Below are 17,781 nucleotides of genomic sequence, written 5' to 3' on the forward strand. Positions count from 1 at the left end.
TTCCACCGAATGTTTGTGTCCAGGCAGCACAGGGCATACGGTGCGCGCAGAATGGCTCGCGTCGAGTCAGTTGCACAATCGGGAGGAAGTCGTGAACAAGGCCGAGCTCATCGAGGCGCTCGCCGCTCGCCTGGGGGACCGGAAGTCGGCGACGGCGGCGCTCGACGCGGTCCTCGCCGAGGTCCAGGCGGCGGTCACCAAGGGCGACAAAGTGGCGATCACCGGATTCGGATCGTTCGAAAAGCGTGTCCGGGCGGCGCGAACAGCGCGCAACCCGCGTACCGGTGAGGCGGTGAAGGTCAAGAAGACATCCGTGCCGGCCTTCAAGCCGGGCGCCGGTTTCAAGGAGATGGTGGCCACCGGCAAGGTGCCGAAGACCGCCGCTCCGGCGAAGAAGACCACCACCACGGCGGCCGCCAAGGCCACCGGCACGAAGGCCACCGCCGCCAAGGCGGCCGGCGCCAAGGCCACCGGCGCGAAGGCGACCACGGCCAAGGCGACCACGGCCAAGAAGACGACCGCGGCCAGCAAGGCGACCGGGACGAAGGCGACCGGCGTCAAGGCCACCGCGGCCAAGAAGACGACCGCGGCCAGCAAGGCCACCGGTGCCGCCAAGACCACCGCGGCGAAGGCCACCAAGGCCGCCACCGCGACCAAGGCGGCCACGAAGAAGGCCGCTCCGGCGAAGAAGACCGCCACGGCGACCAAGTCGGCTCCCGCCCGGAGCACGGCGGCCAAGAAGACCGCTGCGGCCAAGAGCACCACCGCCAAGGCCACCACCGCCAAGGCCACCACCGCCAAGGCCACCACCGCCAAGGCCACCACCGCGAAGAAGGCGCCGGCGAAGCGGACCGCCGCCAAGCGCTGATTTCCCGGTACGACGAAACGGGCGCCCACCGTCACGGTGGGCGCCCGTTTCCGACCTCCAACCGGGGGCCGGCCGTGACTGTCCGGCGTCGGCCGGGTCGTGAGGGTCCTGCGTCTGGTCGGCCGCGAGGGCGCAGCGGTTTCCGGCCGCGACTGTCCGGCGTCGGCCGACCGTTAGGGTCCTGCACCCGGTCGGCCGCGAGGGCGCAGCGGCGAGTGTCCGGGGCCGGTCGGGGGTGGGTGTTCAGAGGCGGTCGGCGGCGAGTAGCCGGTCGGCGGTGAAGGCGAGCAGCCAACCGCCCCCCTTGGCGGTGCCGAAGTCGTCGTCGCGCCCGGCGAGCCGGGCCAACGCCCCCGGGATCACCTTGCCCTGGCTGCACACCCCGACCGGCTGCCCACCGGCGGCCAGTTCGGCCAACCGGCCGGCGGCGGCCAACGCGCACTCGTCGACCTGCTGACCCGGCTGCGGCTCGTCGAAGTCCCCGCACACCTCGATCGGCAGATCCAGCAGGTCGGCCACCGGGTCCAGGGTCTGCACGCAGCGGCGGGGCGAGGCCGACAGCAGCCGTACCGGGCGGACCAGGGCGACCAGCGGGGCCAACGCCCGTGCCTGGGTGACCCCCTCGGCGTCCAACGGCCGGCCGGTGTCCGGTCCGGACCAGGTCGCCCGCTTACCGGCGTGGGCGTGCCGGACCAGCGCCACCGTGCCGGTGACCCTGGGCAGGGCGGCGAACGCGGTCAGCACCTGCGCGTCGTGCGGGTAGCTGACCCGCCGGACGGCGGCGTCGACGTCGAGCCAGCACACGTCGTCGACCTCGGTGTCCGGCTGGAACCCGCCGGTGGCCACGGCCCGCATCGACCAGTAGTCGACCACCTTCGGCCGGCCCTCGCTGCGGTACCGCACGGTGGGCAGCCGGACCTGGGGCACGGCCCGCACGTCGGACTCCTCGGCCACCTCGCGGACGGCGGCCAGCAGCGGGTGCTCGCCGCGTTCCAGCTTGCCCTTGGGCAGCGACCAGTCGCCGTAGCGGGGTCGGTGCACCAGGCAGACCTCGACCCCGCCGTCACCGGCCGGCCGCCAGGCCACCCCACCGGCCGCCCGGATCCCGGCCGCCTCCTCGTCCACCATCTGGTCACCCTACGTCCGGAGAATCGGTCGTGCCGGTCGCCCGTCTGGCCCGCCGCCCGCCCGTCTGGCCCGCCGCCCGTCTGGCCCGCCGCCCGCCCGGCCCGCCGGACGGGCGATCTGACGGTCAGCCGGCGGAGCTGCCCACCCGGCGCAGCAGCAGCTCCTGCAGGTCGTGCAGGGGCTGCTCGGCGCTGCCGGTACGCCGGGTCCAGTTGCCGTCGGCGGCCAGCTCGAACGCGTCCACGTCCGGGCTCATCGCGATGGTCATCACCTGGTCCAGTTCGGCTCGGGCGACCGGGTCACTGACCTGCACCAGCGCCTCGACCCGGCGATCGAGGTTGCGGTGCATCAGGTCGGCGGAACCCATCCAGAACTCGGCGTCGCCGTTGTTGCCGAACCGGAAGATCCGCGAGTGTTCCAGGAACCGGCCGAGGATCGAGCGGACCCGGATGTTCTCCGACAGCCCCGGCACCCCGGGCCGCAGCGTGCACATGCCCCGGATCAGCAGGTCCACGTGCACGCCGGCCCGCGACGCCCGGTAGAGCGCGTCGGTGATCTCCTCGTCGACCAGCGAGTTCACCTTGAACTGCACCAGCCCCGGCATGCCCAGCCGGACGTGCGCGATCTCCCGTTCGATCCGCTCGATCAGGCCGCTGCGGATGCCCTGCGGGGCGACCAGCAACCGCCGGTACGCGGTCTGCCGGCTGTAGCCGGTGAGCACGTTGAACAGGTCGGTCAGGTCGGCGCCGATCTCCGGGTCGGCGGTGAGCACGCCGAAGTCCTCGTACAGTCGGGCGGTCTTGGGGTGGTAGTTGCCGGTGCCGATGTGGCAGTACCGGCGGATCTGGTTGCCCTCCTGGCGTACCACCAGGGCGGTCTTGCAGTGTGTCTTGAGCCCGACCAGTCCGTAGACGACGTGGCAGCCGGCCCGTTCCAGGGTGCGCGCCCAGCCGATGTTGGCCACCTCGTCGAAGCGGGCCTTCAGCTCCACCAGCACCACCACCTGCTTGCCGGCGGCGGCGGCGTCGACCAGCGCGTCGACGATCGGGGAGTCGCCGCTGGTGCGGTAGAGGGTCTGCTTGATGGCCAGCACGTTCGGGTCGGCGGCGGCCTGCTCGACGAAGCGTTGCACGCTGGTGGCGAACGAGTGGTACGGGTGGTGCACCAGCACGTCGCCGTCGCGCAGGGTGGCGAAGACGCTGCGCGGCACCTCGCCCTCGGCCAGCCGGGGGTGGGTGGCCGGCACGAACGGCTTGTCCTTCAGGTCGGGGCGGTCCGCCTCGCCGTAGAGCTGCCACAGCGCCGACAGGTCCAGCAGGCCGGGCACCCGCAGCACGTCGTGCCCGTCCATGTCCAGCTCGCGGACGAGCAGCTCCAGCATGTGGTCGGAGATGGAGGCGGCCACCTCCAGCCGGACCGGGGGGCCGAAGCGTCGCCGGGCCAGTTCCCGTTCCAGGGCCTGGAGCAGGTCCTCGTCGCGGTCCTCGTCGACCTCCACCTCGGCGTTGCGGGTGACCCGGAACAGGTGGCACTCGACCACCTGCATGCCGGAGAAGAGCTGCCCAAGGTGCACCGAGATGAGTTCCTCGACGGGCAGCATCCGCAGCCCCGGCTGGTCGCGGGCCACCCGGACGAAGCGGGGCACGTTGTTGGGTACCTTGACCCGGGCGAACAGCTCCGAGCCGCCGTCCGGATCCCGAACCGCCACGGCCAGGTTCAGCGACCGCCCGGAGATGTACGGGAACGGGTGCGCGGGGTCCACCGCGAGCGGGGTGAGCACCGGGAAGATGTGTTCGCGGAAGTAGGTGCGCAGCCGTTCCCGTTCCGGGTCGTCCAGCTCCGCCCAGCGCAGGATCCGGATGTCCTCCCGGGCCAGTTGCGGCAGCAGCTCGTCGACGAAGCAGGCGGCCTGCCGGGCGACCAGGCCGGCGGCGCACTCGGTGATCCGTTCCAGCTGGGTACGCAGCGGCAGCCGGTCCCCGCCGCGTACCGGCAGACCGGCGGAGAGGCGGCGCTTGAGCCCGGCCACCCGCACCATGTAGAACTCGTCGAGGTTGCTGGCGAAGATGGCCAGGAACTTCGCCCGTTCCAGCAGCGGCGTGCCGGGGTCCTCGGCCAGGGCCAGCACCCGGCCGTTGAAGTCGAGCCAGGACAGCTCCCGGTTGAGGAACCGGTCCGCCGGCAGCGGTTCGACGGCGGGTGCCCCGTCGGCGGTGCTCGACCCCGTGGCGGTGGACGTGCCGTCGGCGGTGGGCCGGTCGCCGGTGTCGAGCACCTCGTCCAGGCCGGCGGAGGCCCCGGCGGCGCTGGCGGCGGGGGAGTCGGGTGCCGTGGCGGCGACGTCGGAGGGGGCGCGGCGGGTGCGGGAACCGCCCCGGCGGCGGGTGCCGTTGCGGGTCGGGTCGGTGGCGGCGGACGGGTTGGTGGGGTGCTCGCGAGGGGTGCTCACCCGCTCATAATCACCCGATTACGGTTAACGCAAAATGAACTTGGGCCGGGTTGTTCAGGCCATCGTCGGCAATGTCACCCGGACGACGCCGCCGTCCGGATCGGTTTCCACCCGGAGCCGCTGGCCGAGGCGGAGCAGGCGCAGCCCGGAGGCGTCGAAGGCGCGGGCCGGGAAGGGCAGCTCGGTGCCGTCGTCGAGGAGCAGCACGCCGGTGCGGGTCTGCGCGTCGAAGGTCGCCACGGTGCCCTGCATGTCAGCACCGTACACCTGTGGTGTCGCCGGGGTGGGTGGTCGGTCCGGGGCCGCCGGCCGGTTCAGCCGGGCCGGCCGGGACGACGCCGGTCAGCGCGCCGGTGGCCGGGCCGAGGCCGAGCCGGGCCGCGTCGGCCAGGTCGGCGGCGGTGTCGACGTCGCGCCGCAGGCTCGGCCAACCGCCCGGCAGCGGCACCGCCCCGGAGGCCAGGTGGGCGGCGGCCGAGTCGACCCCGAACCGGGGGTCCAGCGGCACCCCGGGAGGCGCGGCGAGCAGCGTGGTGCCGGTGCCGGGGGCGTCGGAGACGAACCGGCGTACCCCCGCCGGGCCGGTGCCGACCGCGTGCAGTGCGGCGGCCAGTTCGGCCGGGCGCAACGCCGGCAGGTCCGCGGTGAGCGCCGCCACCCAGGTCCCGCACCCACCTCCGGCCGGGTCGTCACCGTCGGTGACCGCCACTTCGACGCCGTGCCGTAGGGCGGCGTTCAGCCCGGAATCCGGGCGGTCCGGCACCACCCGGGCGCCCGCCGCGCCGACCGCCGCCGCCACCTGCGGGTCGGCGGTGACCACCAGCACCTCGGCGACCGCCGGGCAGGCCAGCGCCGCGCCGACCGTGTCGGCCGTCAACGCCAGCGCCAGCTCCTCGTGGGGTACGACCGGCAGCGCCCCCCGCAGTCGGCTCTTGGCCGCACGGAGCCGCTTCACCGGTACCACCACCACCCACCTCGCCTGGCCCACGTCGACAATCCTGCCAGCGCCGACGGCGGTACCCCTCACTGGCCGTACCGGGGACGAGCAGGCATGATTTCCGCTGCGGGCCGCAACGGTGGGGGTGCGGCGCGCGGGCGGGGTGACGAGGAGGCAGGGGTGACACGGCGCAGGCTGGGTTTCTGGCGACGGTTCGCCGTGGCGCTGGTCAAGCCCGTGATGCTGGCCTGGACCCGGCGCACCTGGCACGGGGCCGAGGAGCTGCGCCGTCCGGGGGGCGTCATCATCGTCCCCAACCACCTCTCGCACACCGATCCGCTGGTCTGCGCGCACTTCATCTACGACGCCGGCCGGTGGCCGCAGTTCCTCGGTAAGGCCAGCGTGTTCCGGGTCCCGGTGGTCGGCTGGATCCTGCACCGCTGCCGGCAGATCCCGGTGGAACGGGAGACGTCCGTCGCGGTCAAGTCGTTGGACCGGCTGGTCGCCGCGCTGGACGCGGGCGGCGCGGTGGTCATCTACCCGGAGGGCACCATCACCCGGGAGCCGCAGCTGTGGCCGATGCGAGGCAAGACCGGCGCGGCCCGGCTGGCCCTGGCCACCGGCGCACCGGTCATCCCGGTCGCGCTGTGGGGCCCGGAACGGCTCTTCGACCCGCGTACCCGCCGGGTGGGGTTGCGGCCCCGGACCCCGGTGACGGTGGTGGCCGGTCCGCCGGTCGACCTGAGCCGGTGGGCGGGGGCCACCCCCGGCCGGGTGGTGCTGGAGGAGATGACCGACCAGATCATGTTGACCCTGCGTGACCTGCTCGCCGGCATCCGGGGCGGGACACCGCCGCCGCTGTGGGAACGTCCCGTCAGTCCGCGTACTCCCGAGGTGACCGAATGAGCGAGTGGATCGACCGGCACGACGCACGGACGGCAGGGGCATGAGCGGACGGACCGGGCGGACCGGCGCGTGGGCGTACGGCGTCACCGACGGTGGGGAGGCGACGGCGTGAGTGGCCACGTGGCGGTGCTGGGGGCCGGTTCCTGGGGGACGGCGTTCGCCAAGATCCTCGCCGACGCCGGCCGGGAGGTGACCATCCTGGCCCGGCGGGAACAGGTCGTCGAGGCGATCCGCACCCACCGGCGCAACCCCGACTACCTGCCGGAGCTGCGGCTGCCCGACCGGGTCACCGCGACCGGCGACGCGGCCAAGGCGATCTCCGGCGCGGAGCTGGTGGTGCTGTCGGTGCCGTCGCAGACGCTGCGCGGCAACCTCGCCGAGTGGGCCGGTCACCTCGCCCCGGACGCCACCCTCGTCTCCCTGATGAAGGGGATCGAGCTGGGCACCACCCGGCGGATGAGCGAGGTGATCGTGGAGACCGCCCGGGTCACCGCCGACCGGGTGGTGGTCGTCTCCGGCCCCAACCTGGCCCCCGAGATCGCCGTCGAGCAGCCGGCCGCGACGGTGGTCGCCGGCACCGACGCCCGCCGCACCGAACTGGTGCAGCAGTCGATCCGCACCCCGTACTTCCGGCCCTACACCAACGACGACGTGATCGGCTGCGAGCTGGGCGGGGCGGTCAAGAACGTGATCGCCCTGTCCTACGGGATCGCCACCGCGATGGGCTTCGGCGACAACACCCGGGCGATGCTGATGACCCGGGGGCTGGCCGAGACCGCCCGCCTGGGCGTGGCGCTCGGCGCCGACCCGATCACCTTCGCCGGCCTGGCCGGCATGGGTGACCTGGTAGCGTCCTGCTCGTCGCCGTTGGCCCGCAACCGCACCTTCGGCGAGCACCTGGGCCGGGGGGAGACCCTGGAGCAGGCGCAGGCGGCCACCCGACAGACCGCCGAGGGCGTGAAGAGCTGCCTGGCCATCCGGGACCTGGCCCGCGCGCACGGGGTGGAGATGCCGATCACCGAGCAGATCGAACGGATCTGCCACGAGGGGATGGACCCGAGGCTGGCAGTGGACACCCTGATGAGCCGTACCGCCAAGCCGGAGTCGTACGAGTGAGCGGCCAGCCGGTCCCACCGGGGGAGCACGGGCACTGGCACGACGGGACCCGGTGCGTGCACGCCGGGCTGCCGGAGCCGGCGCCGGGGCAGCCGTTCCTGCCCGGCCCGGTGTTCGCCGCGCCCTATCACCTCGACCCGTGGCAGGGGCCGGCCGGGGCGCCGAACGGCTACGGCCGCCCGGACAACCCGACCCGCCGGCTGCTGGAGACGGCCATCGGGGAACTGGAAGGGGGCGACTGCCGGGTCTTCGCCTCCGGGCAGGCCGCCATCACCGGAATGCTGCTGGCGGTGCTGCGCCCCGGCGACACCGTGCTGCTGCCCGCCGACGGCTACTTCCCCGTCCGGGCGTTCGCCACCGACACCCTCGCCGGGATGGGGGTACGGGTCAGCTTCGTGCCCACCGCCGGGCCGTACCCGTCGTTCGACGGGGTACGGCTGGTGCTGCTGGAGACCCCGGCGAACCCGGGCCTGGACGTGGCCGACATCGCCGCCGTGGCCGACGCGGCGCACGCGGCCGGCGCGCTGGTCGCGGTGGACAACACCACCGCCACCCCGCTCGGGCAGCGCCCGCTGGACCTGGGAGCCGACCTGGTGGTCGCCTCCGGCACCAAGGCGCTGACCGGCCACTCGGACCTGCTGCTGGGCTACGTGGCCTCCCGGTCGGCGCAACTGCTGGAGACGGTGACCGGGTGGCGGACCACCACCGGTGCGGTGCCCGGGGCGTTCGACGCCTGGCTGGCCCACCGGTCGCTGGCCACCCTCGACCTGCGGTTGGCCCGGCAGTCCGCCAACGCGGCGGCACTGGTCGAGCTGCTCGCCGGCCGGGCCGACGTGACCGGGCTGCGCTGGCCGGGCCGCCCGGAGGACCCGGCGTACCCGGTGGCGTCGCGGCAGCTGCGACGGATGCCCGGGGTGCTCTCGTTCGACCTCGGGGACGCCGACCGGGTGGCCCGGTTCATCGTCGCGTCCCGGCTGGTCACCGCCGCGACCTCGTTCGGTGGCCTGCACACCAGCGCCGACCGGCGGGCGCAGTGGGGCGACGACACGGCCCCCGGCTTCGTCCGGCTCTCCTGCGGGGTGGAGGACACCGCCGATCTGGTCGCCGACGTGGCCGCCGCACTGGACAGCGCGGGGGCGGCCGGTCCGCTATCGTGATGCCGGCCCGTACGGGCCCCGACCGGAGGAGGTGAGTCCGATCCACCAGACATCAGGACCGGCGCTCCCCGTCGAGTCCCCGTCGCTGCGGTAGCGACGGTGGGAGCGCCGACGTGCGCTCCCGAAAGGCATCACCATGGCATCCGACCTGTTTCCCCACGATCACGCCGCCCTCGTCGCCCGGCTGCGCGCCGCCGGCTGCGTCTATGCCGAGGACGAGGCGACGCTGCTCGTCTCCGCCGCCGACTCGCCGCAGGTGTTGACCGCCCTGACCGACCGGCGGGTCGCCGGTGAACCGTTGGAACACCTGCTCGGCTGGGCCGAGTTCTGTGGCCGTCGGGTCGCCGTCGACCCGGGGGTGTTCGTACCCCGGGCCCGGACCGCGCTGCTGGTGGAAGCCGCCGTGTCGGTCGCCGGGCCGGCCCCGGCGCTGGTCGACCTCTGTTGCGGCTCGGGCGCGATCAGCGTCGCGCTGGTCGACCGGCTCGCCCCCCGCTGGCTCGCCGCCGTCGACGTGGACCCGGCCGCCGTGGCCTGCGCCCGCCGTAACCTGGCCGGCCGGGACGTCACCGTCGTGCAGGGCGACCTGTACGACCCGCTGCCGCTTCAGTGGCGGGGCCGGTTGGACGTGGTGGTCGCCAACGCCCCCTACGTGCCCACCCCGGCGGTGGCTCTGATGCCGGCGGAGGCACGGCTGCACGAGGCGTCGGTGGCGTTGGACGGCGGCAGCGACGGGCTGGCCGTGTTGCGCCGGGTGGCGGCCGGTGCGGTCGACTGGCTGCGGCCCGGCGGTCACCTGGTGGTGGAGGTCAGCGCCGGGCAGGCCGGGGCGTTGTGCGAGGCGATGACCGGGCTGGGTCTGCTGCCGACGGTGCTGCGCGCCGAGGAGTGGGAGGCCACCGGGGTCCTCGCCCGCCGCCCGGACTGAGCGGCCCCGCCGCCGACCGGGTGCTCTTCGACGCCGACGACCGCTCCGAGGTCGAACGGCCGGTCGGGTCCGACCGGGGCGACCCGACGGCGGGTTCGCCCCGGTCGGGGGCGTGACGGGCGGCGGGAACGGGAACTAACCTCGCAGCAGACCCAGGTGGAGGTGGCGGATGGTCGGCGTGGACGTGCCGGTGGTGGTCGGCCTCGACAACGGTGGCACCAGCAACAATGCCACCGTGCTCCGCCTGGACGGCCGGTTCCTGGTCGATGGGCTGGTGGAGACCCCCAGCGAGGTGACCGCCGGGCCGCAGGTGGCGATCGAGGCGCTGGCCCACGCGTTCGACGGGGTGCTGGCCCACACCGGTGTGCCCCGCGAGCAGGTCCGGGCGGTGGGGTTGGACACCCCAGGGCCGGCCAGCGCCACCGGCGTCATCTCGTCCCGGGGGTCGACGAACTTCGCCCAGCCCGCCTGGCACGGGTTCGACGTGCGGGGCGCGCTGGAGCGACGTCTCGGCCTGCCGGTGATCTATCACAACGACGGCAACGCCGCCGCGCTCTACGCCCACCACGTCCACTTCGGAGCCGAGGCGGCGACCCGGTCGTCGGTCGCGGCGATCGTCGGCACCGGTCTCGGCGGCGGGCTGGTGATCGACGGCCGGGTGGTCACCGGCGCGGCCGGGATGGCCGGGGAGTTCGGCCACGTGCACATCCCGCTGGCCGGGCTGCTCGCCCCCGGTCAACCCGAACCGCGGTGCGCCTGCGGCTTCGTCGGGGACGCGGAGAGCGTCGCCTCGCTGACCGCGATCGGCCGCAACCTGCTGCCGTACCGGCTGTCCCGGCAGCCGGAGCATCCGTTGGCGCAGGAGCCGCCCGAGCGTGCCGCCAGGCTGCTACGGGGGTACGCCGAGCGCGGTGATCCGCTGGCCCGGGAGGTCTTCGCCCAGCAGGCGGCGGCACTCGGCCGGTTGTTCACCATCGCCGCGAACTTCGCCGACCCGCATGCGTACTTCGTCGGTGGTGGGGTGGTGGAGGCGACGCCGGAGTTCCGCGACTGGTTCCTCGACACCGTCCGGGCGCACACGGTGCTCCGGGCGGAGCAGGCCGCGCTGGTCACCTTCGCCCTGGTCCCGGACCGGGACATGGCCGGGGCGCGTGGGGTGGCCATCGCCGCGGCCGAGGCGGTCCGCCCTGCCGCCGCCCCGCCTGCCGCCCTGATCGACTGACCCGTCCGCCCCCGCACCGCTTCGGTGCGGGGGCGGTGCCGGGTCAGTGGCGCTGTGGGGCCGGCGGCGGGGCGGTGGCGAAGGCGGCCCAGGCCGTGGGTGGGAAGAGCAGCACCGGGCCGCCCGGGTCCTTGGAGTCGCGGATCGCGACCCGGCCCGGCAGTGACGCCAGCTCGACGCAGGCCCCCTCGTCCCCGCTGTGGCTGCTCTTGCGCCAGGCGGCCCCGGACAGGGCCACGCCGATCGTCGGTGTCATCGGTCTCCTACCGTCCCTTCATCAGTTGCAGCAGTCGGTCGCGGCTGTCCGCCGGGCTGAGCGCGACGGTCCGCAGATGTTCCATGATCTTGGTGCAGGTCCGCAGGTCACCCGGCCGGTCCAGGACCATCTGACCGGCCACGGTCTCCACCGAGGCGATCAGCGGGTCCTCGGGGTCGGCGAACTCCAGGATGTGCAGCGAGCCCCGGGTGCCCCGGTGGTAGCCGGCGGAGAGCGGGATCACCTGGACGGTGACGTTCGGCAGCTCCGCCGTCTTGAGCAGGTGGCTCAGCTGCGCCTCCATCACCGTGCGGTCGCCGACGGGACGCAGCAGCGCGCCCTCGTCGATGATCGCGTCGAAGATTGGGGGTTCGGCGGCGGTGATCCGTTGCTGCCGGTCCAGCCGGAGCTTGACCCGCTGCTCGACCTGGTCGTCGGTGAGGGTGTGCGGCCCGCCCCGCATCACGCCCCGGATGTAGTCGGCGGTCTGGAGCAGGCCGGGCACGATCGAGGGTTCGAAGTTGGCGATCGCGGTGGCTTCGGCCTCCAGCGCGATGAAGTCGATCGTGCGTTTGTCCAGCAGGTGTGAGTAGGGCACCCACCAGCCGGGTTTACGGGTGTCCTTGGCGAGCTGGACCGCTGCGGCGATCTCCTCGGGCCGTACCCCGTAGAGGCTGAGCAGCGCGCGGACGGTGGCCGGGTTGACCAGGGTCTGTGCGTTCTCGTAGCGGCTGAGGGTGCTGCGGGTGCTGTTGATCTCGTCGGCGGCGGCCTCCAGGGTGAGGCCGGCCGCTTCCCGGTGGGCGCGTAGGGCGATGCCCAGGCGGCGAGCCCGAGCGGTCTTGGGAGCCATACGTCGATGGTGGCATATGTCTTTGGGAACTTGTGCATGAGAGAACGTCGATGAGAGTTGCATTCACGCCTGTCCACCTGTCAATCTGTAACGGAGTCCTCACCAACGGTTGTCGTGGCGACGGCGGTGGTGAGTGACCGGAGGGGATGAGGCGCGTGGCGATCGGGTTTACTCCCCCGTTCCCGATCGCCACGTGCCGCCGCCGCCATCCATCGTCTGGAAAGGACTTCGGACTGTGAGGGGCCTGATGACGGCGATGACGCGGTTCCTGGTGGTGCTCAGTGACGTCCGGCCGGTGGAGGCGCAGGTGCGCGACGAACGGGCCTGCCCCGAGCGCCGTCGCCAGGTCGTCGGCGCGAACAGTCGGGAGGCGGCAGACCGGATCGCCGGGGCGTTCATGGCCCTGGGCATGGTCCGGGCCGGGCGGCAGCGGGTGAAGGTGATCGCCGTCGGGCGTCGCCGTCGCGTCCTGCCCGCCGACCCGGGCTGAGCGTCACGTACCGTATCGGGGTGGATGACCGTTTGCGAGGGCGGTTCGCGTCCTGCCGGGTATCACCATCGGGGTGTCGCCACCCACAGTAAGGTCAGTCGGGTGAGCGCAACTGACGGCTCCGCAGGCGCGTACCGAGAGGTGACCCGAGTGACCACCCCAGGCAAGACCCGCGTGGCGATCGTCTTCGGCGGCCGCAGCCCCGAACACGGCATCTCCTGCGTCAGCGCCGGCAGTGTGCTCGGCGCGCTCGACCCCGACGAGTACGACGTGGTGCCGGTCGGCATCACCCGGCAGGGCCAGTGGGTGCTGACCAGCGGGGACCCGGGCGAGTTGGCGATCCGGGCCCGCAAGCTCCCGGAGATCACCGCCGGGGCCGGGGCCGAGGTCGTGCTGCGGGCCGACCCGACCGCAGGGGGCCTGCTGGTGCTCGACCCCACCGAGGGCCCCCGGGCACTCGCCGACGTCGACGTCGTCTTCCCGGTGCTGCACGGCGCATACGGCGAGGACGGCACCATCCAGGGCATGCTGGAGATGGCCGACATCCCGTACGTCGGCGCGAACGTCTTCGCCTCCGCCGCGGCGATGGACAAGGAATTCACCAAGAAGCTCTGCGTCGCCGAGGGCATCCCGGTCGGCCCGTACGCGGTGCTGCGCAACGGGATGACCCTGAGCGAGACCGACAAGCAGCGGCTGGGGCTGCCGGTCTTCGTCAAGCCGTCCCGTGCCGGCTCGTCGTTCGGCATCACCAAGGTCGACGACTGGGCGCAGCTCGACGCCGCCGTGGCCACCGCCCGGGAGATCGACACCAAGGTGCTGGTCGAGGCCGCGATCGTCGGCCGGGAAATCGAGTGCGGCGTGCTGGAGGGCGAGGCCGGCGGGGCGCCCGAGGCGTCCGTGCTGGCCGAGGTGCGGATGGTCGGCGACCGCGAGTGGTACGACTTCGAGGCCAAGTACCTCTTCGCCGACGAGGTCTGCGAGTACGACGTCCCCGCCGGGCTGCCCGACCGGGTCACCCGTCAGGTCCAGGAGTACGCCACCCGCGCCTTCACCGCGCTGGACTGCGCCGGCCTGGCCCGGGTCGACTTCTTCGTCACCCCCGACCTGGACGTCTACCTCAACGAGATCAACACGATGCCCGGGTTCACCCCGACGTCGATGTTCCCCCGGATGTGGGCGGCCAGCGGCCTGGAGTACCCCAAGCTGGTCAACCGGCTGATCCGGACCGCCCTGCACCGGCACTGACCCCTGCACCGGCACTGACCCCTGCGCCGGCACTGACCTCCGTGCCGGCACTGACCTCCGCCGCCGGCCCTCCCGCAGACCGGCGTTCGGGCATCCTCCCGACGTCGGTCGACCATGTTGTCGGTCCCTGATTCGGGCGGTCCTGGCCGGGGCCATTCTGTCAATGAGTGAGAGTAATCCACCGGCATATCCCACGGGCAATAAATCCGATGGTGGTTATGGCAATTTTGGTGGGGTGGCACGGATTCCTGACAACCATTGTTCGGCGTTGTGATCAATAGTGAAAACTCAATATGCTGCCGGAGTTCGGATACCTGCAAGGGGCAAATTGGAGGTCCTCTTGAAATCCGCTCTGCGTTGGTCCGTGAGTGCCGGTGCGGCATTCACCCTGATCCTGACCGGTGCGCCGGCAGCCGAGGCGAATTCGACCACGGTCGACCAGAAGGGAAACATCACGGCAATTGCCCGTACCCTGGACGGCCGGGCGATCACCAATGAGAAGATCGCGCAGGAGGTCGCCGACTTCTGGACCCCGCAGCGCATGGCGTCCGCCGTCGACCTGGACTTCCCGAAGTCGGGCAGGGCCGCCGCGTCGTCGAGCCACGCGCCGAAGCCCACCGGACCGGCCGGTACGGTCGCGCCGGTGGCACCGAGCGTCGCCAGTGGCCCCGGGACGATGCTGAACGAGGCGGTGACCGTCGGCAAGGTCTACTTCACGGTCCCCGGCGGCGGCACCGCCTCCTGCTCGGCCAGCACCGTCGCCAGCGCCAAGCGGCGGCTCGTGGTGACCGCCGGCCACTGCGTGCACCAGGGCGGCGGTGGTCAGTGGTACACCAACTGGCAGTTCGTCCCCCGGTACCGCAACGGGGTGCGGCCGTTCGGCACCTTCGTGGCCTACAGCCTCTCCACCCGTGGCGCCTGGGCCAGCTCGTCGAGCTATGCCGAGGACATGGGCATCGCGGTGATGTCCAACGGCGGCATCTACAACGCGAAGGTCGTCGACACCGTCGGCGGCAACGGGCTCCGGTGGAACTGGGGCTACAGCGTCTCGGTCACCGCCCTCGGCTATCCGTCCAACCTCGGCGGCGGTGAGAGCCAGCAATACTGCCAGAGCACCACCTGGGACGCGGGCGGCCAGCAGATCCGGATGTACTGCAACATGACCTACGGTTCCAGTGGCGGGCCGTGGTTGCAGGAATACAACGACTCGATCGGTGCCGGCTACATCAACAGCACCGTCAGCCACGGCGACAATCCCGGCAACGGGCAATTCGACGGCCCGTACTACGACGACGACATCAAGAGCCTCTACGACTACGCAGAAGCCGGCTCTCCCGCGTAATTCCCTCCCCGGACAGCGCCCCGGCCACCGGCCGGGGCGCTGTCGTGCCGTGCGGCCCCCGGAATACGAATTGTCAGGGCCCCGGCGTAATCCGGGTGCGGGCCGTCGTGCGGGTGGGCTGACGCGGGGTGGCGCGCTGCGGCGGTTGCCGCCCCTGGTCCGCCGGCCGCACCCCGGCGCGCTGCACGAAGATGCTCCGCCGGGCCACCGCCCGGTCCCGGGCGTCGAGCTGGTAGACGTCCAGCCAGACCCACCCGTCGTACGTCGGCCGGTCGTCGATACGGATCAGCCGGCACCTGATCGGGCGGATGAACTGCACGCTGGCCGCCCGGGTGATCAGCAGCAGGTCACCGGGCTTCACGGCGCGGCCGGCCGCTGCTGCTCACCGGCATCGGGGCCGGCATCGGGGGCGGTGTGGTGGCGAGGTGGGTGGTCGGGCCGGTCGCGCCAGGCGCGGAGGGTCTCGGCGGCTGCGGTGAGGCGGCGGCAGGAGCCGTCGGGCTGGCAGCGGGGGCAGGCGTTGCGGTGGTGGAAGTCGACCACGTAGCCGGCCATCAGGACGCGGAACGGTGGTTCGGGTCGCCCCTCAAGCATGGCGGGTGCCCCGCTGGACGTGTCGTCCCTCGTCCCCGCTCGACCATGTGCGCCGGGGCGACGGCCTCATCGGCGGTGCTCCTCGACCGCGTGCCGGGCCCGCCACCGCGCGGCCAGGGTCATCAGTGGTCGGTCCCGCGCGAAGATCACCGTCGGGCTGTTCCACGCCGGCCGTCCCGTCCCGCCCTTCCTGGGCTCCCCGCACCGTGTGCCGGGCAGGCCGTCCGGCGTGATCGACTCACGTGAGGCGATATTGCGGTTTCCTGGCGCGGCGATACCGCTGTTTCGCAGCAGCGCAGATCGCGGTCGGCCGGCTCCGGCCGAGGCGTCCACTCCGGTCGGTGGATCAGGCGGGTCTGTTCGTCGGGCAAGGGGCGGACGGCTCACGCCATCAATCGGATGATCTTTTCGCTGAAACCACTTCCATCGGGCCACGCGCCACCTCCACTGCTCGTCGACAGGCGCTCTATCAGCCACGATCCGAGAACAGCGGCGACCCGTGCAATGCTCCTGGTGAGACATTCACCTGTGAGGCACACCTTGCGGGTGACGAAGCGAAGGGCGTCGCACGGCGTGCCTGATGACGTGTCGTGGTGAGACGGGAAGGATGGTGTCCGTGACGGAGATCGGCTCGACCGTGCCGAGAAGGGAACTCGGCCGACTGTTACGACAGGCCCGGGAAGTGGCCGGCTTCGGCCTGGAGGCTGCCGCGTCCGACCTGGAGTGGTCACGCGCCAAGATGTACCGAATAGAGGCGGGGCAGACGCCGCTGCGCGCACTCGACGTCGACCAGATGTGCCGCCTCTACGGCACCCCGTCCGAGCTGACCGAAGTCCTCGTGAGCCTGGCCAAAGAGTCGAAGAGTAAGGGCTGGTACCACGCCTATGGCGAGGTCATCCCACGCTGGTTCCAGTTGTACGTCGGCTTGGAGGTGGCGGCCAGCCGCCTCCGCACCTACGAACACGCGCTGGTGCCGGGCCTGCTCCAGACCTCGGAGTACGTCGCCGAGGTGGCACGCACCAGACCCGGTATCGCGGATGAGGACGTGGTGAAGCTCGTCGAACTTCGACAGGAACGTCAACGCCTGCTCACCAGGAAGCGGCCGGCGGCTCCCGAGTTCGAGGCGATCATCGAGGAAGCGGTATTGCGCAAGCGGGTGCCCTGCATGGCTGGGCAGTTGGACAGGCTGATCGAAGCTAATCAGGCCCAGAACATCACGGTCAGGATCGTTCCGCTCGCCTCGGGGCTGAGTCGGGCAGCGATCGCAGGGAGCTTTGTCATCCTGGATTTTCCCACCAGGGGAGCCCGGTCCGCCGAACCGACGACGGTCTACAGCGAAGGGCTGTCCGGGGCGCTTTACCTTGATCGCATCGAAGAGGTCAAGGCTTACGCCCATGTGTGGAACACGCTCGATGTCCAGGCGCTGGGCGCGGAGGAGTCAGGCAAGCTGATGCAGGAGATCAAGGAGGAGTTCGGTGACTGAAATCAGCGGGCCGACCTGGCGTAAGAGTAGCCGCAGTAGTGACCAGGGCAACTGCGTGGAGGTCGCCGACAACCTGTCCGCTGCCGTGGGAGTGCGGGACAGCAAGGACGTCGCCGGCCCGGTGCTGGTGTTCTCCCCTCAGGCGTGGCGGAGCTTCCTCGCCACCATCGACCGCCACCACTGACCGACCCACCCGGCTCACCCGTCCGCGCCGGACCGGGCCTCCGGCCCGGTGGCCCGGGGCCCGCCAGAGGGTCCCCGGGCCGGTGGGCGTGGTGCGTTCAGTGGAACTGTCCGGGCTGGTAGGTGCCGGCCGGCTGCCGGGTGATGATGTTCATCCGGTTCGCCAGGTTCATGAACGAGACCAGGAGCACCAGCGCGACCAGTTGCTCGTCGTCGTAGTGCTTCGCGGCGTGCGCCCACACCTCGTCGCTGACCCCGCCGGCCGCGTCCGCCACCCGGGTCCCCTCCTCGGCCAGTGCCAACGCGGCCCGTTCGGCCTCGGTGAACACCGTGGCCTCCCGCCATGCCGCGACCAGGTTCAGCCGCACCGACGTCTCGCCCGCCGCAGCGGCGTCCTTGGTGTGCATGTCGACGCAGAAGGCGCAGCCGTTGATCTGGCTCACGCGCAGCGCCACCAGTTCCTGGGTGGGGGCCGGCAGCGCTGACTCCTTCAGCGCCCTGCCTGCCGACATCAGGTGCTTGAAGGCCTTGCCGGCGGTCGGGTCGGCGAGGAAGTTCAGTCGGGCGTCCATGGTGTGCTCCTCTGCGGTCGTTCGTGGCTGCACCTCCTCGGACGGGGTGGCC

At 72.2% G+C, this 17,781-nt stretch carries 20 protein-coding genes; 11 read left to right on the forward strand and 9 right to left on the reverse strand.

What is annotated here, in order from left to right; all coding sequences use genetic code 11:
* Positions 1–91: 91 nt before the first annotated feature.
* Entirely contained in the window at positions 92–868 is a 777-nt protein-coding gene (locus tag ACQP2H_RS06680) for an HU family DNA-binding protein (RefSeq protein WP_433231638.1), read from the forward strand.
* Between the two features lie 243 nt (positions 869–1,111).
* On the opposite strand, the gene ACQP2H_RS06685 is transcribed toward ACQP2H_RS06680, so the two are convergent.
* The 4 genes from ACQP2H_RS06685 to cofC form a co-directional block, all read right to left on the reverse strand.
* The gene (locus ACQP2H_RS06685) at positions 1,112–1,996 is read right to left on the reverse strand and encodes an NUDIX hydrolase (protein ID WP_363820415.1); all 885 of its coding nucleotides are present in this window, start codon (positions 1,994–1,996) and stop codon (positions 1,112–1,114) included.
* Between the two features lie 124 nt (positions 1,997–2,120).
* Positions 2,121–4,445: an RNA degradosome polyphosphate kinase gene (locus tag ACQP2H_RS06690; RefSeq protein ID WP_433231640.1), complete on the reverse strand. Its 2,325-nt coding sequence runs from the start codon at positions 4,443–4,445 to the stop codon at positions 2,121–2,123.
* A 54-nt stretch (positions 4,446–4,499) separates the two neighbouring features.
* On the reverse strand, positions 4,500–4,697 hold the full coding sequence (locus tag ACQP2H_RS06695; RefSeq protein ID WP_219468168.1) for a cold-shock protein: 198 nt from the start codon (positions 4,695–4,697) through the stop codon (positions 4,500–4,502).
* Between the two features lies 1 nt (position 4,698).
* Complete coding sequence (gene cofC, locus ACQP2H_RS06700; protein WP_357534626.1) at positions 4,699–5,433, reverse strand: 2-phospho-L-lactate guanylyltransferase; 735 nt, start codon at positions 5,431–5,433, stop codon at positions 4,699–4,701.
* Between the two features lie 129 nt (positions 5,434–5,562).
* Here cofC and ACQP2H_RS06705 point away from each other — a divergent pair, with 129 nt between their 5' ends.
* The 5 genes from ACQP2H_RS06705 (at position 5,563) to ACQP2H_RS06725 (ending at position 10,711) form a co-directional block, all read left to right on the forward strand.
* Positions 5,563–6,288, forward strand: a complete 726-nt coding sequence (locus ACQP2H_RS06705; protein ID WP_208567250.1) for a lysophospholipid acyltransferase family protein — start codon at positions 5,563–5,565, stop codon at positions 6,286–6,288.
* Positions 6,289–6,396: 108 nt separating this feature from the next.
* Positions 6,397–7,404 (forward strand): NAD(P)H-dependent glycerol-3-phosphate dehydrogenase, encoded by a 1,008-nt coding sequence (locus tag ACQP2H_RS06710; RefSeq protein WP_208567249.1) that lies wholly within the window; start codon positions 6,397–6,399, stop codon positions 7,402–7,404.
* Positions 7,401–8,561: a cystathionine gamma-lyase gene (locus ACQP2H_RS06715; protein WP_219468171.1), complete on the forward strand. Its 1,161-nt coding sequence runs from the start codon at positions 7,401–7,403 to the stop codon at positions 8,559–8,561. Before ACQP2H_RS06710 ends, ACQP2H_RS06715 begins: the two co-directional genes overlap by 4 nt.
* A gap of 136 nt (positions 8,562–8,697) precedes the next feature.
* Positions 8,698–9,489, forward strand: a complete 792-nt coding sequence (locus tag ACQP2H_RS06720) for a putative protein N(5)-glutamine methyltransferase (protein WP_208567247.1) — start codon at positions 8,698–8,700, stop codon at positions 9,487–9,489.
* 169 nt (positions 9,490–9,658) lie between these two features.
* Positions 9,659–10,711, forward strand: coding sequence for an ROK family protein (locus ACQP2H_RS06725; RefSeq protein ID WP_208567246.1), 1,053 nt, complete (start codon positions 9,659–9,661; stop codon positions 10,709–10,711).
* A gap of 43 nt (positions 10,712–10,754) precedes the next feature.
* Here ACQP2H_RS06725 and ACQP2H_RS06730 read toward each other — a convergent pair whose 3' ends face one another.
* A complete protein-coding gene (locus tag ACQP2H_RS06730) occupies positions 10,755–10,967 on the reverse strand; it encodes a DUF397 domain-containing protein (RefSeq protein WP_219468173.1) in 213 nt (70 codons plus the stop codon).
* Between the two features lie 7 nt (positions 10,968–10,974).
* Complete coding sequence (locus ACQP2H_RS06735) at positions 10,975–11,820, reverse strand: helix-turn-helix domain-containing protein (protein ID WP_208567244.1); 846 nt, start codon at positions 11,818–11,820, stop codon at positions 10,975–10,977.
* 256 nt (positions 11,821–12,076) lie between these two features.
* On the opposite strand from ACQP2H_RS06735, the gene ACQP2H_RS06740 reads away from it, so the two are divergent.
* The 3 genes from ACQP2H_RS06740 (at position 12,077) to ACQP2H_RS06750 (ending at position 14,897) form a co-directional block, all read left to right on the forward strand.
* Complete coding sequence (locus tag ACQP2H_RS06740) at positions 12,077–12,310, forward strand: hypothetical protein (protein WP_208567451.1); 234 nt, start codon at positions 12,077–12,079, stop codon at positions 12,308–12,310.
* Between the two features lie 150 nt (positions 12,311–12,460).
* Positions 12,461–13,555 (forward strand): D-alanine--D-alanine ligase family protein, encoded by a 1,095-nt coding sequence (locus ACQP2H_RS06745; protein ID WP_357534623.1) that lies wholly within the window; start codon positions 12,461–12,463, stop codon positions 13,553–13,555.
* Positions 13,556–13,895: 340 nt separating this feature from the next.
* Positions 13,896–14,897 carry a trypsin-like serine peptidase gene (locus ACQP2H_RS06750; RefSeq protein WP_433231647.1) on the forward strand — a complete coding sequence of 334 codons (1,002 nt, stop codon included), beginning with the start codon at positions 13,896–13,898 and terminating at the stop codon, positions 14,895–14,897.
* 73 nt (positions 14,898–14,970) lie between these two features.
* Here ACQP2H_RS06750 and ACQP2H_RS06755 read toward each other — a convergent pair whose 3' ends face one another.
* Together ACQP2H_RS06755 and ACQP2H_RS06760 are read right to left on the reverse strand one after the other, a co-directional pair.
* Positions 14,971–15,258 carry a hypothetical protein gene (locus ACQP2H_RS06755; protein WP_363820404.1) on the reverse strand — a complete coding sequence of 96 codons (288 nt, stop codon included), beginning with the start codon at positions 15,256–15,258 and terminating at the stop codon, positions 14,971–14,973.
* A complete protein-coding gene (locus ACQP2H_RS06760) occupies positions 15,255–15,491 on the reverse strand; it encodes a hypothetical protein (RefSeq protein ID WP_219468182.1) in 237 nt (78 codons plus the stop codon). The genes ACQP2H_RS06755 and ACQP2H_RS06760 overlap by 4 nt, the downstream gene beginning before the upstream one ends.
* Before the next feature lie 607 nt (positions 15,492–16,098).
* Here ACQP2H_RS06760 and ACQP2H_RS06765 point away from each other — a divergent pair.
* Positions 16,099–16,974, forward strand: a complete 876-nt coding sequence (locus ACQP2H_RS06765) for a helix-turn-helix domain-containing protein (protein WP_219468185.1) — start codon at positions 16,099–16,101, stop codon at positions 16,972–16,974.
* Positions 16,967–17,158 carry a DUF397 domain-containing protein gene (locus tag ACQP2H_RS06770; RefSeq protein ID WP_219468188.1) on the forward strand — a complete coding sequence of 64 codons (192 nt, stop codon included), beginning with the start codon at positions 16,967–16,969 and terminating at the stop codon, positions 17,156–17,158. The genes ACQP2H_RS06765 and ACQP2H_RS06770 overlap by 8 nt, the downstream gene beginning before the upstream one ends.
* A 97-nt stretch (positions 17,159–17,255) precedes the next feature.
* Here ACQP2H_RS06770 and ACQP2H_RS06775 read toward each other — a convergent pair whose 3' ends face one another.
* Positions 17,256–17,729, reverse strand: a complete 474-nt coding sequence (locus ACQP2H_RS06775; RefSeq protein ID WP_219468190.1) for a carboxymuconolactone decarboxylase family protein — start codon at positions 17,727–17,729, stop codon at positions 17,256–17,258.
* Positions 17,730–17,781: the final 52 nt, after the last annotated feature.

Source organism: Micromonospora sp. CA-248260, from assembly GCF_050942205.1.
Taxonomy (GTDB): domain Bacteria; phylum Actinomycetota; class Actinomycetes; order Mycobacteriales; family Micromonosporaceae; genus Micromonospora; species Micromonospora antibiotica.